Source organism: Pseudomonas sp. RIT-PI-r, from assembly GCF_001297015.1.
GTDB lineage: Bacteria > Pseudomonadota > Gammaproteobacteria > Pseudomonadales > Pseudomonadaceae > Aquipseudomonas.
Genome location: NZ_LIGE01000025.1, coordinates 1,104,548 through 1,120,210 on the forward strand (window position 1 = coordinate 1,104,548; position 15,663 = coordinate 1,120,210).

Annotated in this window: 15 protein-coding genes and 1 pseudogene; 8 read left to right on the forward strand and 8 right to left on the reverse strand. The window is 60.9% G+C overall.

The features are described 5' to 3' along the window. Positions 1-287 precede the first annotated feature (287 nt). From paoA to paoC, 3 genes are read left to right on the forward strand one after another with little or no spacing between them, the layout of a single operon-like run. On the forward strand, positions 288-911 hold the full coding sequence (paoA, locus tag AK821_RS16675; protein ID WP_064390682.1) for an aldehyde dehydrogenase iron-sulfur subunit PaoA: 624 nt from the start codon (positions 288-290) through the stop codon (positions 909-911). Beyond that, complete coding sequence (locus tag AK821_RS16680) at positions 908-1,861, forward strand: FAD binding domain-containing protein (RefSeq protein ID WP_064390683.1); 954 nt, start codon at positions 908-910, stop codon at positions 1,859-1,861. The genes paoA and AK821_RS16680 overlap by 4 nt, the downstream gene beginning before the upstream one ends. Continuing rightward, the gene (gene paoC / locus AK821_RS16685) at positions 1,858-4,056 is read left to right on the forward strand and encodes an aldehyde oxidoreductase molybdenum-binding subunit PaoC (RefSeq protein WP_064390684.1); all 2,199 of its coding nucleotides are present in this window, start codon (positions 1,858-1,860) and stop codon (positions 4,054-4,056) included. The genes AK821_RS16680 and paoC overlap by 4 nt, the downstream gene beginning before the upstream one ends. Before the next feature lie 18 nt (positions 4,057-4,074). Here the strand turns inward: paoC and AK821_RS16690 are convergent, their stop codons facing one another. Both AK821_RS16690 and AK821_RS16695 read right to left on the reverse strand, forming a co-directional pair. Continuing rightward, positions 4,075-4,830: a hypothetical protein gene (locus AK821_RS16690; RefSeq protein WP_064390685.1), complete on the reverse strand. Its 756-nt coding sequence runs from the start codon at positions 4,828-4,830 to the stop codon at positions 4,075-4,077. A gap of 84 nt (positions 4,831-4,914) precedes the next feature. Then, complete coding sequence (locus tag AK821_RS16695) at positions 4,915-5,391, reverse strand: (R)-mandelonitrile lyase (protein ID WP_064390686.1); 477 nt, start codon at positions 5,389-5,391, stop codon at positions 4,915-4,917. Between the two features lie 98 nt (positions 5,392-5,489). On the opposite strand from AK821_RS16695, the gene AK821_RS16700 reads away from it, so the two are divergent. After that, complete coding sequence (locus AK821_RS16700) at positions 5,490-6,383, forward strand: LysR family transcriptional regulator (RefSeq protein WP_064390687.1); 894 nt, start codon at positions 5,490-5,492, stop codon at positions 6,381-6,383. A gap of 9 nt (positions 6,384-6,392) precedes the next feature. Here AK821_RS16700 and AK821_RS16705 read toward each other — a convergent pair whose 3' ends face one another. The 3 genes from AK821_RS16705 to AK821_RS16715 form a co-directional block, all read right to left on the reverse strand. Further along, positions 6,393-6,593: a hypothetical protein gene (locus tag AK821_RS16705; RefSeq protein ID WP_150648839.1), complete on the reverse strand. Its 201-nt coding sequence runs from the start codon at positions 6,591-6,593 to the stop codon at positions 6,393-6,395. Between the two features lie 235 nt (positions 6,594-6,828). Next, on the reverse strand, positions 6,829-8,172 hold the full coding sequence (locus AK821_RS16710) for a dicarboxylate/amino acid:cation symporter (RefSeq protein ID WP_064390689.1): 1,344 nt from the start codon (positions 8,170-8,172) through the stop codon (positions 6,829-6,831). A 95-nt stretch (positions 8,173-8,267) separates the two neighbouring features. Further along, positions 8,268-9,323, reverse strand: coding sequence for a tartrate dehydrogenase (locus tag AK821_RS16715; RefSeq protein WP_064390690.1), 1,056 nt, complete (start codon positions 9,321-9,323; stop codon positions 8,268-8,270). Between the two features lie 135 nt (positions 9,324-9,458). On the opposite strand from AK821_RS16715, the gene AK821_RS16720 reads away from it, so the two are divergent. Further along, on the forward strand, positions 9,459-10,394 hold the full coding sequence (locus AK821_RS16720) for a LysR family transcriptional regulator (RefSeq protein WP_064390691.1): 936 nt from the start codon (positions 9,459-9,461) through the stop codon (positions 10,392-10,394). Here AK821_RS16720 and AK821_RS16725 read toward each other — a convergent pair. Continuing rightward, positions 10,370-11,314 carry an aldo/keto reductase gene (locus AK821_RS16725; RefSeq protein WP_177330954.1) on the reverse strand — a complete coding sequence of 315 codons (945 nt, stop codon included), beginning with the start codon at positions 11,312-11,314 and terminating at the stop codon, positions 10,370-10,372. The genes AK821_RS16720 and AK821_RS16725 overlap by 25 nt on opposite strands. 112 nt (positions 11,315-11,426) lie before the next feature. Between AK821_RS16725 and AK821_RS16730 the strand changes: the two genes are divergently transcribed. After that, the gene (locus tag AK821_RS16730; RefSeq protein WP_064390692.1) at positions 11,427-12,197 is read left to right on the forward strand and encodes an alpha/beta hydrolase; all 771 of its coding nucleotides are present in this window, start codon (positions 11,427-11,429) and stop codon (positions 12,195-12,197) included. 275 nt (positions 12,198-12,472) lie between these two features. Beyond that, positions 12,473-13,339 (forward strand): CAP domain-containing protein, encoded by an 867-nt coding sequence (locus AK821_RS16735; RefSeq protein WP_064390693.1) that lies wholly within the window; start codon positions 12,473-12,475, stop codon positions 13,337-13,339. Between the two features lie 56 nt (positions 13,340-13,395). Here AK821_RS16735 and AK821_RS16740 read toward each other — a convergent pair whose 3' ends face one another. After that, on the reverse strand, positions 13,396-14,028 hold the full coding sequence (locus AK821_RS16740) for a Vgb family protein (protein WP_064390694.1): 633 nt from the start codon (positions 14,026-14,028) through the stop codon (positions 13,396-13,398). 31 nt (positions 14,029-14,059) lie between these two features. Next, positions 14,060-15,271, reverse strand: a complete 1,212-nt coding sequence (locus tag AK821_RS16745; protein ID WP_064390695.1) for a hypothetical protein — start codon at positions 15,269-15,271, stop codon at positions 14,060-14,062. Between the two features lie 142 nt (positions 15,272-15,413). Between AK821_RS16745 and AK821_RS16750 the strand changes: the two are divergent. Then, positions 15,414-15,663 (forward strand): annotated as a pseudogene (locus AK821_RS16750) (type VI secretion system tip protein VgrG); the annotation flags it as partial.

Here is a 15,663-nt window from a genome sequence, read left to right on the forward strand (position 1 = left end):
AACGGCACCTTCGGGTGCCGTTTTTTTTGCAATTTCAAGATCAAAAGATCGCAGCCTTCGGCAGCTCCTACAGGGATTCGTGTAGGAGCTACCGAAGGCTGCGATCCTATGATCTTCCCCCTCCAACACCCGATTAATGAACCAAACTCATAACTCTATAGCGAAAATCCGCAAAAACCTTTTCCTCTCTTCAACAGTCATTCCTTAACGAGACCGGTGAACACGCCGGCATGCCCGTTTGGGCCACTAGCCCCCTGCTGCCCTGATTGAGTAAAAGGAATCGAACCATGACGATTTCCCGACGCAGATTTCTGATCCTTGGCGCCGTCACCGCAACGGCATTCGCCATGCCGCCGTTTATCAGCCTCAAGGCCTATGCGGCCAACCTGGAGCAACCGGCCATGAGCAAAGTGACGATCAACGTCAATGGCAAACCGCGTGAACTGGACGTCGATACCCGCACCACCCTGCTCGATGCCCTGCGCGAACATCTGCAACTGACCGGCACTAAAAAAGGCTGCGATCACGGCCAGTGCGGCGCCTGCACAGTGATCGCCGATGGCCGCCGGATCAATTCCTGCCTGACCCTGGCAGTCATGCACGAAGGCAGTGACGTCACCACCATCGAGGGCCTCGGGATGCCTGACAAATTGCACCCGATGCAGGCCGCGTTCATCAAGCATGACGGCTATCAGTGCGGTTATTGCACGCCGGGGCAGATCTGCTCGGCAGTCGCCGTCATCAAGGAGATCCGCGACGGCATCCCCAGCCACGCCAGCGCCAGCTTGACCGAGCCGCCGCAACTGATCGCCAGTGAGTTTCAGGAGCGCATGAGCGGCAATATCTGCCGTTGTGGCGCCTACTCGAACATCATCGAAGCCATCACTGAAGTCGCGGAGGTGCCAGCATGAGGCCGTTCAGTTACAGCCGCGCCGATTCTCCCGCCGCCGCTGCGCAAGCGGCGCAGGCCGAAGGCGCGCGTTTTATCGCCGGCGGCACCAATCTGCTCGACTTGATGAAACTCGACATCGAAACCCCGCTGCACCTGATCGATGTCAATCACTTGGGCCTTGATCAAATCGAAGCCACGCCCGATGGCGGTTTGCGCATCGGCGCGCTGGTGCGCAACACCGATCTGGCGGCGGATCAGCGCATCAGAAAAGACTATGCCCTGCTCTCCCGCGCCTTGCTAGCCGGGGCTTCCGGCCAGTTGCGCAACATGGCGACGACCGCTGGCAACCTTTTGCAACGCACGCGTTGCCCGTACTTCTACGACACCAATCAGGCCTGCAACAAACGCCAACCCGGCAGCGGCTGCGCGGCAATTGGCGGGGTCAGTCGACAACTGGGGGTCATCGGCGTCAGCGAGGCGTGCATCGCCACGCACCCGAGCGACATGGCCATCGCCATGCGCGCACTCGATGCGCAGATCGAAACGGTCAAACCTGACGGCAGCACACGCAGCATCGCCATGGCCGATTTCCATCAGTTGCCGGGCACCACGCCGAACATCGAAACCAGCCTCACGCCCGGCGAATTCATCACCGCCGTGACCCTGCCGGTGCCCGTCGGCGGTACGCATATTTATCACAAGGTGCGTGATCGTTCGTCGTACGCCTTTGCGCTGGTATCGGTCGGCCTGATTCTGCAAAAGGACGGCAGCGGACGTGTCGCCGTGGGTGGCATCGCGCCGAAACCATGGCGTGTCGAAGCCGCCGAAGCCTTGCTGCCCAAAGGCGCCAAAGCCGTCAGCGAACGCCTGCTCGACGGTGCCACGCCGACCCATGACAACCAATTCAAACTGACCCTGGTCGAGCGCACGCTCGGTTCGGTGTTGGCGCAAGCGAGGGACGAAGCATGAAATTCGACACGCCGGCCACCACCAACCCGATCGACCGGTTGAAGGTCATCGGCCAACCTACTGACCGCGTCGAAGGTCCGCTGAAAACCAGCGGTCAGGCGCCTTATGCCTATGAGCAACACGAGGCAGTGGCCAATCAGGCTTACGGTTTCATGGTCGGCTCGGCCATCGCCAAGGGGCGGATCAACAACATCGATCTTGAGGACGCCAAAGCCGCACCCGGCGTACTCGCCATCGTCACTGCCGCCAACGCTGGCAAACTCGGCAAGGGCAAATACAACGCCGCGCCGTTGCTGGCCGGGCCAGAGATTCAGCACTATCACCAGGCCGTTGCGCTGGTGGTCGCGGAAACTTTCGAGCAGGCCCGGGCTGCCGCGCAAATGGGCAAGGTCGATTACGTCGCCGCCGAAGGCAAGTTCGATCTGGCCAGCGTGCGTGACCAAGGCGTTGAGCCGAAAGACGAATTGCCCGATGTCAAACACGGCGATTTCGCCAAAGCCTTCGCCGCTGCGCCAGTACAGTTCGACCAGACCTACACCACGCCGGATCAGTCCCACGCGATGATGGAACCCCACGCCACGCTGGCCGCCTGGAAAGGCGATCAACTGACCCTGTGGACGTCGAATCAGATGATCGCCTGGAGCGTCGGCGACATCGCCACCACCCTCGGTTTGCCCAAGGAAAAGGTCCGCTTGATTTCGCCGTACATTGGCGGCGGTTTTGGCGGCAAGTTGTTCGTGCGCGCCGACGCCATTCTCGCCGCCCTCGGCGCGCGGATGGCGGGTAGACCCGTGAAGGTCGCCCTCGCCCGCCCGCAAATGGCCAACAACACCACCCACCGTCCAGCGACCATTCAGCACATTCGCATGGGCGCGACGGCGGACGGCAAACTCACCGCCATTGCCCACGAAGGCTGGTCGGGCAACCTCGCGGAAGGCAAAGTCGAAGTCGCCGCGCAACCGAGCCAATTGTTGTACGCCGCGGAAAATCGCCTGGTAAGCATGCGCCTTTCCCCGCTGGATCTACCGGAAGGCAACGCCATGCGTGCGCCTGGCGAAACCCCGGGGTTGATGGTGCTGGAAATCGCCATGGATGAAATGGCCGAGCAGCTCAAACTTGATCCGATCCAGTTCCGCATTCTCAACGACACCCAAGTCGACCCGGTGAAAACCGAGCGGCCGTTTTCCCAACGACGCTTGATCGAATGCCTGCAAACCGGTGCCGAGAAGTTCGGTTGGGATAAGCGCAATACCAAACCCGGCAGCCGTCGCGAAGGCCGCTGGCTGATCGGCATGGGCGTTGCTGCGGCAATTCGCAACAACCTGCTGGTCAAATCCGGTGCGCGGGTGCGCCTGGAGCGTGACGGCAAGGTCACGGTGGAAACCGACATGACCGACATTGGCACCGGCAGCTACACGATCATTGCGCAGACTGCCGCCGAAATGATGGGCGTGGGCCTGAAGGATGTGACGGTGCACCTGGGCGATTCGAATTTTCCGGTCTCGGCCGGGTCGGGCGGACAATTCGGCGCCAACTGCTCGACCGCCGGCGTCTACGCCGCATGCATGAAACTGCGTGAGGCGGTGGCTGGCAAGTTGGGTTTGGCGGCGGATCAAGCCGAGTTTGTTGACGGTCAGGTGCGTGTTGGCGACAAGCAGGTACCGCTGCGTAATGCCACGCAAAACGGCGCGATCACGGCCGAAGACAGCATCGAGTTCGCCGACCTTGCCGAGCAGTACCAGCAATCGACTTTCGGCGCGCATTTCGTTGAGGTCGCGGTGGATGCGGCAACCGGCGAAGTGCGGGTGCGGCGGATGTTGGCGGTGTGCGCGGCCGGGCGGATTCTCAACCCGAAAGCGGCGCGCAGTCAGGTGATCGGCGCGATGACCATGGGCGTCGGCGCAGCGCTGATGGAAGAGTTGGCGGTGGACAAGAAGCTCGGCTTTTTCGTCAACCATGACTTGGCCGGCTACGAGGTGCCGGTGCATGCCGACATTCCCCATCAGGAGGTGATTTTCCTCGATGAAACCGATCCGATTTCTTCGCCGATGAAGGCCAAGGGCGTCGGTGAATTGGGGATCTGCGGGGTGAGCGCGGCGGTGGCGAATGCGATCTATAACGCGACCGGGGCACGGGTGCGGGATTACCCGATTACGCTGGACAAGATTCTTTCTTCATTGCCGGAGATGATTTAAACGCCTGAGCACAGCCCCTCACCCTAACCCTCTCCCAAGGGAGAGGAAACCGATTCGGGGATATTCAAGAGCTGCACCGACCTGCACGTCTTGCTGTGAATCCATAATCGACACGGCAATTTCATGTCGGCGGAGGATGCAAGACACCTCGGTCGGCCCCCTCTCCCTCCGGGAGAGGGAACCGATTCGGGGATATTCAAGAGCTGCACCGACCTGCACGTCTTGCTGTGAAGCCATAATCGACACGGCAATTTCATGTCGGCGGGTGATGCAAGACACCTCGGTCGGCCCCCTCTCCCTCCGGGAGAGGCAACCGGTTCGGGGATATTCAAGAGCTGCACCGACCTGCACGTCTTGCTGTGAAGCCATAATCGACACGGCAATTTCATGTCGGCGGATGATGCAAGACACCTCGGTCGGCCCCCTCTCCCTCCGGGAGAGGGAACCGATTCGGGGATATTCAAGAGCTGCACCGACCTGCACGTCTTGCTGTGAAGCCATAATCGACACGGCAATTTCATGTCGGCGGATGATGCAAGACACCTCGGTCGGCCCCCTCTCCCTCCGGGAGAGGAAACCGATTCGGGGATATTCAAGAGCTGCACCGACCTGCACGTCTTGCTGTGAATCCATAATCGACACGGCAATTTCATGTCGGCGGATGATGCAAGACACCTCGGTCGGCCCCCTCTCCCTCCGGGAGAGGAAACCGATTCGGGGATATTCAAGAGCTGCACCGACCTGCACGTCTTGCTGTGAAGCCATAATCGACACGGCAATTTCATGTCGGCGGGTGATGCAAGACACCTCGGTCGGCCCCCTCTCCCTCCGGGAGAGGGCTGGGGTGAGGGAAAGGTTTTACTCGGATTGTGGATACTGCTCGGCACTCACCTGTTCCATCCAATCCACAACTTTGCCATCAAGCACTTCAGCGATGGCGATATGGGTCATCGCCGTGGTGGGCGCGGCCCCGTGCCAATGCTTGGCGCCGGGCGCAATCCACACCGTATCACCGGGGCGAATCTCGCGAACCGGTTGCCCCCATTCCTGCACAAACCCTGAGCCAGCCGTGACGATCAACGTCTGCCCCAGCGGATGCGTATGCCACGCCGTCCGCGCACCCGGCTCGAACGTCACCGTCGCGCCGCTGACCCGCGCCGCATCCGAACCCTTGAACGGCGCATCGACGCGCACCGTGCCGGTGAACCAATCCGCCGGGCCACGGGCCGAAGGTTGCGAGCCGTTGGGCATCACGGTCACGCGCGGTTGTTCATTGGCCTGCACCTCGCCCGCCAGCAGGGAAAGGGTCAACGCAGAAGCAGCAATCGGGTTCATGGCAATGTCCTCCAGAGAATCAATGCCTGCACTTTACCGATCCATACTCTTCAAATAATCGACTAGAATTCGAAAAAACTTATGCAGGACACTCATCAATGCTCCGAGAAAACGCCACCGACCTGCTCGCCTTCCTCGCCGTGGCCCGTGAACGCAGCTTCACCAAAGCGGCGGCCAAACTCGGCGTCTCGCAATCAGCGTTGAGCCATACCATTCGGGCGCTCGAAGCGCGCCTTGGCCTGCGCCTGTTGACGCGCACCACTCGTAGCGTTTCCCCCACCGAGGCCGGTGAACATCTGCTGCAAACCATCGGCCCGCGCTTCGAAGAGATCGAGGTGGAACTTGCCGCCCTGAGCAACCTGCGCGAAACACCGGCAGGCAAGATCCGCATCAATGCCACCGACCATTCGCTGGACTGGCTGCTGCGCCCGGTGCTCAAAGACTTCCTGCCCAAGTACCCGGACATCTGCGTAGAAGTCAGCTGCGATTACGGTTTCGTCGACATCGCCGGGCAAGGTTTTGACGCTGGCATTCGTCTGGGCGAAGACGTCGCCCAAGGCATGATCGCCACGCGCATCGGCCCAGACATGCGCATGGCGGTGGTCGGTTCGCCGGCCTATTTCGCCCGTCGCCCTGCTCCGCAAACCCCGCGCGACCTGACCGATCACGCCTGCAACAACCTGCGCCTGCCCACCAACGGCGGGCTCTACAGCTGGGAGTTCGAAAAGGATGGCGAAAGCCTGAAAGTGCGCGTGACCGGGCAAGTCACCCTGAACGGCGTCTATCCGTTGCTGGATGCCGCGCTGGATGGTTTTGGTCTGAGCTACATCCCGGAAAACATCGTCGCGCCGTATCTGGCCGATGGACGCTTGCTGCAAGTACTTGAAGACTGGTGCCCGACATTTGCCGGCTATCACCTGTATTACCCAAGCAGACGTCAGGCAGCACCGGCGTTTGCGTTGCTGCTGGAGGCGTTGCGCTATCGTGGTTGATCGCGCCGATCACTTTTTAAAACAACCGGCGGTCCGCCAGTGAGCTTTCGCCAGCGCGGCAGCTTGTGGCTCAGAAGCTGCAATCACCGTTGCCTCTTGTCCACGCTCTTGCCCCAGACAGATGTACTCCGTTTCTGCCCGCGCATTGAGGGTAATTGCCAACAGGCAGGCAGCGACACCACCGGTCAACGTTTGGCTGGCCATGTTCATTGCAGAGTCTTCCCTGGCGAAACCGAAGACCTCCATGATTGATCGCAGCGAGGATGGCGGCCAACTGTCAGATCTGACAGTTGCTTAGAGGCTTTGGATATAGCACAGCGTTGAGTCAGGCATACCCTCTTCAAAAAAAATAGGAGCCTGCCCGCGAAAGCGCTATGTCAGGCGCCCGATATGTTGGCTGACACGGCCTCTTCGCGAGCAAGCGCGCTCCGACAAACAATCATCGTCAGTTCTGGGCAGCTCGTTTAAGGCTGGGGATCAGAGGCGCAGTTTGACCGGCGGGCTTTTCAGTTTGCGAGACATGCACAGCCCGCTCCTCGACTTCACCATTCAGCGCTTTGTGCATCTTCTCGGTATCCAGCGCACCCACCCATTTGGCGATGGCCATGGTGCCGACGCCGTTGCCGATGGTGTTGGTGATCGCCCGCGCTTCCGACATGAACCGGTCAACCCCCAGCAGCAACACCATACCCGCCACTGGAATGGTGCCGAGTGAGGCCAGTGTCGCCGCGAGAATGATGAACCCGGAACCGGTCACTCCCGCCGAGCCTTTGGAGGTGAACATCAGCACCGCCAGCACGATCAATTGATCGGCCAGGGTCAGCGGCGTGTTGGTTGCCTGAGCAATGAAAATCGCAGCGATGGTGTAGTAGATCGCCTGGCCATCCGGGTTGAAGGTCAGTCCCGACGGGATGATCATTCCGGCCACCGGTTTCGAGACGCCGGCCTTTTCCATCTTCGAGATCATCTGCGGCAACACCGATTCCGAAGAGCTGGTGCCAAGCACCGTGAACAGCTCTTCCTTGATGAATTTGAGGAACTTCCACAGGCTGAAACCGCTGTAGCGACAGATCGGGCCAAGCACGAAGACCACGAACACTGCGCACGTCAGGTAGACACAGGCCATCAGTTTGCCGAGAGAAAACAGCGAACCGAAGCCGTATTTGCCGATGGTGAACGCAATGGCACCGAACGCGCCAATAGGCGCCAGGCGCATGACCATGTTGACGATACGGAACATGCCCTGCATCAGACTCTCCAGCGCATCGACAAACACTTTGCCACGCGGCCCGACATGCGCCAACGCGATGCCCAGCAGGATCGAGAACAGCAGAATTTGCAGGACATTGCCCTTGGCGAACGCATCGACAATCGTGTCGGGAATGATGCCCATCACAAAGTCCATGAACGACGCGTGTCTGGCCGCCGTGGTGTAGGTCGCCAGACTGCTGGTGTCGAGGCTGGCGACATCGACGTTCATGCCGGCACCGGGCTTGAACACATCGACCACAATCAGGCCGATCACCAGGGCCAGGGTCGAAACCACTTCGAAGTAGATCAGGGCACGAAAACCGACTCGCCCCAGTTCCTTCATGTTTTCCATGCGTGCGATGCCGGTGACCACCGTGAGGAAAATCACCGGCGCCAGGAGCATTTTGATCAGTTTGATAAAGGCATCGCCCAAGGGTTTGAGCGCGGTGCCGGTCTCAGGCACCAGCACGCCGATGAGTGCGCCGAGGATCACGGCGACGAGGACTTGCACGTACAGTTTGCCGAATATTCTTTTCATGACAGGGCCCTGATTTTTTATTGTTGTCAGGAAATGCCAAGGGGTCGCAAAACCCCTCGGCGTTGTGCCGCAGTACTGTTTTGAATCGGGGGAAATCAGCGGTTGATCAGTGCGATCACCGCGTCAGTGACCTGGCGCGTAGTGGCCGTGCCGCCGAGGTCGGGGGTGTGCAGACCGCTCTCGGTGACCGCCTCAATCGCCGACATCAACTGCTTCGCGGCAGCCTTTTCACCCAGGTGTTCAAGCATCATTGCCGCCGTCCAGAACGTTGCGATCGGATTGGCAACACCTTTACCGGTGATGTCGAACGCCGAGCCGTGGATCGGTTCGAACATCGACGGGAAGTTGCGCGACGGATTGAGGTTGGCGGTCGGCGCAATGCCGAGGCTGCCGGACAGCGCCGCCGCCAGATCGGACAGAATATCGGCGTGCAGGTTGGTGGCCACGATCACATCCAGCGTCGATGGTTTGAGCACCATGCGCGTGGTTACGGCATCGACCAGTTCCTTGTCGATCCTGACGTCGGGGAAGTCCTTGGCGACCTCGTAGAAAATCTCGTCCCACAGCACCATGCCATGGCGCTGGGCATTGGATTTGGTGACCATGGTCAGGTGCTTGCGCGGACGGCTTTGTGCCAACTGGAAGGCAAAACGATGGATGCGCTCGATGCCTGCGCGGGTAAACACCGACACCTCGGTAGCGACCTCCTCCGGCAAGCCCCGGTGTACGCGACCACCGTTGCCCGAATATTCGCCCTCGGAATTTTCCCGCACCACCACCCAGTCAATCTGCTCGCCGTTGTGCAGCGGGCTTTTCACCCCCGGCAACACCCGCGCCGGACGCACGTTGGCGTATTGGTCGAAGCCTTGGCAGATCGGCAGGCGCAGGCCCCACAGGGAAATGTGATCGGGCACGTTGAGCGCACCGACCGCGCCAAAGAAAATCGCGTCGAAGGTTTTCAGCTCTTCAAGCCCGCCTTGGGGAATGTAGTGTCCGTGTTTCAGGTAGTTGTCAGAGTTCCAGTCGAAGTGTTTGAACTTCAGTTCAAAGCCGGATTTCTTCGACAGGGCCTGCAGCACTTCGACGCCGGCTGCGATCACTTCCACGCCAATACCGTCGCCGGGCACCGCTGCAATGTTGTATGCGCTCATGGTCAATTCCACTCTTTCACGTTTTTGTTTTGCCTGCCGTACAAGGCTGTCCGGCGGGGTGTGATCGGAGTATATGTAGTGACCTGAAAGCTGTGAGTTACCGAAAATCACTACATCCATGACTTTGAGTTACGAATGAGCCAGACCCTCGATTTGTCGTTTTTCCACTTGCTGGCCAACAAAGGCAGCCTCGCCGCCACTGCCCGCGAACTGGGCGTGACGCCGCCCGCCGTGAGCAAACGCCTGACGGCGCTGGAGGCACGACTGGGTGTGCGTCTGGTCAATCGCACCACGCGCTCGATGAGCCTGACCGCTGAGGGCGAGTTGTACTTCTCCCACGCCGCGCGGATTCTCACGCAGATCGACGAGGTCGAGCAGTTGATCGGTGCCAGCCGGGCGACACCGAAAGGGCTGATTCGGGTTAACGCGTCACTGGGTTTTGGTCGACGTTATATCGGCCCGGCACTGGCGGCGTTTTTCGCGCAATACCCGGAGGTGGAGATCCAGCTGGAAATCAGCGACCACCCGCTGGATCTAGCGACCCACGGATTCGATCTGGGCATCCGTTTCGGCACCTTGCCCGACGCAGCCTTCCATGCCCGCAAGATTGCCTCAAACCGACGCTTGCTCTGCGCCTCGCCGCTGTATCTGGAAAAGCACGGCGTGCCGCAAAAGCTCGCCGACCTGCAGCAGCACAATTGCATCTTCCTGCGCCAGAACGAAACGCCTTACGGGGTGTGGAGCTTCGCAAACGGCGGGCGCACTCAGAACATCAAGGTACGCGGTGCGCTGGGCTGCAATGACGGCGAAGTGGCGCTGAATTGGGCCCTGGAAGGGTTCGGCATTCTGCTTCGCGCCGAGTGGGACATCGCCCGTTACGTGCGCAGCGGACGCTTGCGTCTGGTGCTGGAAGATCAGACGCCGACCCGCGCCGACGTTTACGCGGTGTATCCACAACAACTGCATCTGTCCGCGCGGGTGCGCAGCCTGATCGACTTTCTGGTCGAACGCTTCAAACACATCGACAACCTGGGCATTCCCGGCGATCAGCCCACCAACGCAATCAACTGATGCCGCTGCGCATCGGTGAGCATCGGCCCGAACCCGGCCTTGACGTTATCGGCCATGTAACGCGGATTGCTCGTCCCCGGAATCACACACGTCACCGCCGGATGCGCCAGCAGAAACTTCAGCGCCAGTTGCGGCCAACTGTTGACCTGTACATCCGACACCCACGCCGGCAGCGGTTTGCCTTTGAGCCGGGCGAGCAGATCGCCGCCGCCAAAAGGTCGGTTGCAGATTACTGCCACGCCGCGCTCGCGGCACAAGGGCAGGATGCGCTTCTCCACGCCACGGTCATCGAGGGCGTAGTTGATTTGCAGAAAATCCAGTTGCTCGGCCTTGAGCACTGCTTCGACTTCGTCATAGGCCGAGGCGGTGTAATGGGTGATGCCGATGTAGCGGATGCGCCCCTGCTCTTTCCATTCGCGCAGGGTTGGCAGGTGAATTTGCCAATCGAGCAGGTTGTGGATCTGCATCAGGTCGATGCGCTCGGTGCGCAGCAGGCTGAACGACTGCTCCATCTGCGCGATGCCCGCCTCGCGGCCGCGGGTCCACACCTTGGTGGCGAGAAATGCCGGCGAACGTGGTTCGTGGATCGACAGCAATTCGCCGGTGGTCTGTTCGGCGCGACCATACATGGGCGAACTGTCGATCACCGTGCCACCCTTGGTGAACAGCTCATCGAGCACCGTCGGCAACTGCCGATAGACCGGGTCGCCCGGCGCGACGTCGAAACCGCGATAAGTGCCCAGCCCCACCATGGGCAATGATTCGGAGCTGGAGGGAATGGCGCGGGTCTGCATGGCGTGGCCTCGGCTAATCGCGGGTGGCGTGGCAGTGGCCAACGCCCGATTCAAGGTGAAGACCGCCGAAACCCCGGCAGCCAGCGAGAGCAATCGGCGACGGGAGTAACCCTCAGTGTGGCTCATGCTGGTTCCCCTGCTGCGTGGATCTGTTGCATGTTGTGTGCGCAGGCTGCCCGAGCGAATCGCTGGACTACACTGCGACAGCGAACCTTCTCACCCCGTTAAAAGTAGCCGAATGTCCCGAACCCTGATGTCACTCGTCGTTTTGATCGTGGCCGTGTACCTGCTGCTGTGCACGGCGCTGTTCTTTTTCCAGCGTTCGCTGATCTACTTTCCACAACCCGCTGCCGTGGCGTCGGCGGACTCGCGGTTGAAACTGTCGATGGCGGATACCGAGGTGTGGGTGAGCACCCGCGAGCGCTCGGGGCCACGGGCGCTGATCTATTTCGGCGGCAATGCCGAGGACGTGTCGCGCAACCTGCCGGAGTTTGCCGAGGCCTTTCCCGATTACGCGTTGTACCTGCTGCACTACCGTGGTTTTGGCGGCAGCGGCGGTTCGCCGTCCGAAGAGGCGATTGCCGAGGATGCGTTGGCGCTGTTCGATCAAGTGGCAGTCAGTCATCCGCAGATTGCCGTGGTCGGACGCAGTCTTGGTTCCGGTGTGGCGGTGCGTCTGGCCAGTCAGCGGCCGGTGCAACAGCTGATTCTGGTAACGCCTTACAACAGCCTCGAAGAAATCGCCGCGAAGCAATATCCGTGGGTGCCGGTGCAGTGGTTGCTCAAGGATCGTTTCGAGTCGGGCAAGTATGCCGCGCATATCCGCGTGCCGACGTTATTGCTGGCGGCCAGTGATGACGAGGTGATCGCGCGGGACAGTACGCAGCGCTTGCTGGAGAACTTCCCCAAGGACGTGGCGGTGCTCAAGGTGGTGCCGGAGTCAGGGCATAATTCGATTTCAGACCGACCACAGTATTTGCAGTGGATGGGGGATGTGCTGAACCGCTGAGCTGTTCTGCATTTGAGTAATGTGGCGCTTTCAATGACCCCATCGCGAGCAGGCTCACTCCTACATTTGAAATGCATTCCAATGTAGGAGTGAGCCTGCTCGCGATTGCGTCTTTCGGCGCAACTATAATTCTGCCAGATCGCACTTTTCGTCGCCCCGCCACAAAAGCCTCTCTATTACCCCTGAACCAAGTCCGCAAACCCCAGTCCTATTCGCGCCGCGCCCTGCGGCTGACCTCACCTTAGCGCTGTCCCCCTTTTAGAGCTGTCCGTCCCATGCGCCACGCCGTTCGTTCGTCTCGCTTCGTTTCGCTGTGCTTGCTGATCCTTGCATTTTTATTGGCCAACGCCGCCCACGCTGGGGCTGAGCGGCAACTGGTGGCCGCCATCAATGACTATCGCGCCCACCCGCAACGCTGTGATCGACGCCCCGCGCAACGCCTCGCACCGCTGGCCTTGAAATCGAATCTGGCATTGCCGATCGGCTATCGCTACGGCGGCGGAATGCGCGAGGCGCTGAAGGCCTCGGGATATTCAGCGGTCGCGGTGCGCAGCATTCGCATCGTCGGCGCGCAAGATGCCGAAGAGGCATTCGACCGATTGCAAAGTGATTATTGCGGTGCGTTGCTCGATGCGACCTACGCCGACATCGGCATCAGCCGCTCACGCAGTGAGTGGCAAGTGGTGTTGGCCCGTCCGGTGCTCGACAGCCGCGTGGGTGACAACCGCAGCGTCGGCAAAGCGCTGCTGGCGGAAGTCAACGCCGCTCGCGCTCGCCCTCGAATGTGCGGACGCCAGCGTTTTGCTGCGGCCCGCCCGTTGAGCTGGAACGCAGCACTGGGGGCTGCGGCGCAGGGACACAGCAAAGCCATGGCTTATGGCAACTACTTCGCCCATCGCGACCCGGATGGCGAGATGCCCACCGATCGCGCCCGGGCGGCGGGTTATCGAGGTCGGCAGGTGGGCGAGAACATCGCCGCCGGGCAGAGTTCGCCGGGCAGAGCCATGGCCGGCTGGCTGGCCAGCCCCGGGCATTGCGCCAACCTGATGAACCCGATGTTCACCCAGGTCGGCGCCGGGTTCGCCAGCGAGTCGCGCAGTGATGAAGGGGTTTACTGGACGATGGTGTTTGGGGCGCCTTGATTTCGAGGTGATGCAGCGGGCCCTGCTGGCGATGTGGCCAGTGCTGGCGCCATCAATCACTTGGGCCGGCGCACCGCTCGCACTCGCCCGCTGCCGCCGCCACCGCAATAAAACCGTTCGCCAGCATCGGCCTCCAATCCGGAAACGCCAATCCCGTCGGGCATCTTCAGGCTTTCCAGCACTTCGCCATTCTGCGGGTCAATGCGCCGCAACTCGCTTTCATCACCCTCCCACGTGCCGTGCCACAGCGCGCCGTCCACCCAGGTCACGCCGGTGACAAAACGGTTGGATTGCAGCGTGCGCAGAATCTCGCCGGTGTCCGGGTCGATCTGATAGATCTTGCGCTCGCGATACTGCCCGACCCACAGCGAACCCTCGGCCCACGCCATGCCCGAATCATTGCCGCCGCCCGGTGCCGCAATGGTGTTGAGCACCCGCCCGGTGGCCGGGTCGATTTTCTGGATACGACTGTCGGCGATCTGGAACAGGTGTTTGCCGTCGAACGCGGTACCGGCATCGGCACCGACCTTGATCGTACGTACGGTTTCGCCACTCGCCGGATCGAGCGCATTGAGTTGACCGTCGCTGGCGAACCACACTTGCTGGCCGTCAAACGTGACGCCGTGGACATTGCCGACACCGTCGAACGGCCCATATTCACGAAGCACTTCTGCGTTTGTCTGTTTCATGGTGACTTCCTCAAAGGAGTGAGAGGCCAGACTAGCCACTGCCCAGCGACACCGGGAGTAACAAGATCGTCGCGAAACCCGGTACCGGCGGCGTCATCCAGCGCCGCGCGCGGCCCAATCCAAACGACTGCACTTTCTCTTCGCATGCCAGTGTCTCCAGTGCCCGCTGCACCTGGCGTTGACTGCTCCCCAACGCCAGCGCCAGCGCCGAACTCGACCAGGCTTCGCCGTCGCCGAGCAGGGCCAGCAGCGCGGCGTATTTGTCCTCTGCGGGCAGGGTCAACAGCGCCACATCATCGGCCTCCAGCGCAAAACCCCGACGGGTCGCGGTGATCTTCGCCAGCGGTTGCAACGCCGCCCGCAACCGGCCGATTTCGACCCGCAGGCGCACGCGATGGGACTCATCGCTGAGCTTCAAACGAAAGGCCTTGGCAATCAGCACTTCCCGGCAGACATCGGCGGGCCAGGCCTCAGCGAGGGTGCGGGCGAGATTGAACAGCAGCGGCCTGGATGCCAGGGACACGCGCATGCCAGCACCGCGTACGCTGTAGCGACACGCATCAATGATCAGTGTTGGCGATGCAAACAGGTCTTCAACCTGTGCCAGCGTCACCCATTGCGACTGACCCGCATGGGTCAAGCAGGCTGCAGGAGCCTTGAGGATTTGCCAGGCGTGTTCGATTTCCGCGCTCAGTAAAGGAATGCCTGCCGAATCAGCGGCTTGTTGCGCCCGCGTCAGGGTGATCTGTGCTTTGTGCGCCTGCACCCGTCGTAGGGCGATGCCGGCCGTCATCAGCTCATGAACGGCGCGCAGAACCGGCGGCAACACTGCCGGGGTCAGTTGGCCGAGCAGCGCTTCAGCCTCGTCCAGTTCACCGATCAGCAGCCATCGGCGAATCTGCAAATAACCCGCGTGCGCTGCGTTTAAAGCATCGCCGTGTGCGTGTAAAAACTGTCGCGCCGTCTCCAGCGCCTTGACCGGCCAGCCCAGATCCCGCGCTGCCAGAGCCACTTCGGCCTGCGCCACCACGCAGCGCGCCTTGGACAGCGGCTCATTCGCGCCAAACCCTCGTACCGCCCGCTGCAACAAGGCTTTGGCTCGAGAAAATTCGCCGAGCTGAGCCATGGCGATGCCGCGCAACGCCAGTGCCGGTGGATCCTCGCGCAATGCCACAAGCTTCAATGCCGCCAGCGGATCACCGCCAGCCAGCGCCCGGCCAGCGGCATTAATCAGCGAATCCATGGTGAATTCATCCTCGCGGGCACTCCGTTACACAGCCGTGAAATTGAGTTTAATCCCGACCGGCAAGCGTGTTTAAAAACCCTTGATAGCACTTTGGTATTCCGGCACCATCGGCAAAGCTTTTCCACGGAAGGAGTCAGGCATGCTGGACGCAAACGCTACCCACATTACCTTTTCGCTCGAAAGCGTTGCCAGCGATCTGCAGGTGTTGAGTTTCGTTGGCCGCGAAGCCATCAACCACCCCTTCTGCTTCGATATTGAACTGGTCAGCGCCCGCCCCGACCTGAAGCTCGAAGAACTCCTGCACAAACCCGGCGTGCTGACCTTCGGCGCCACCGGCGAAGGCACGATCCACGGCCTGGTCTATCGCATCGAGCAAGGCGATTCCGGCA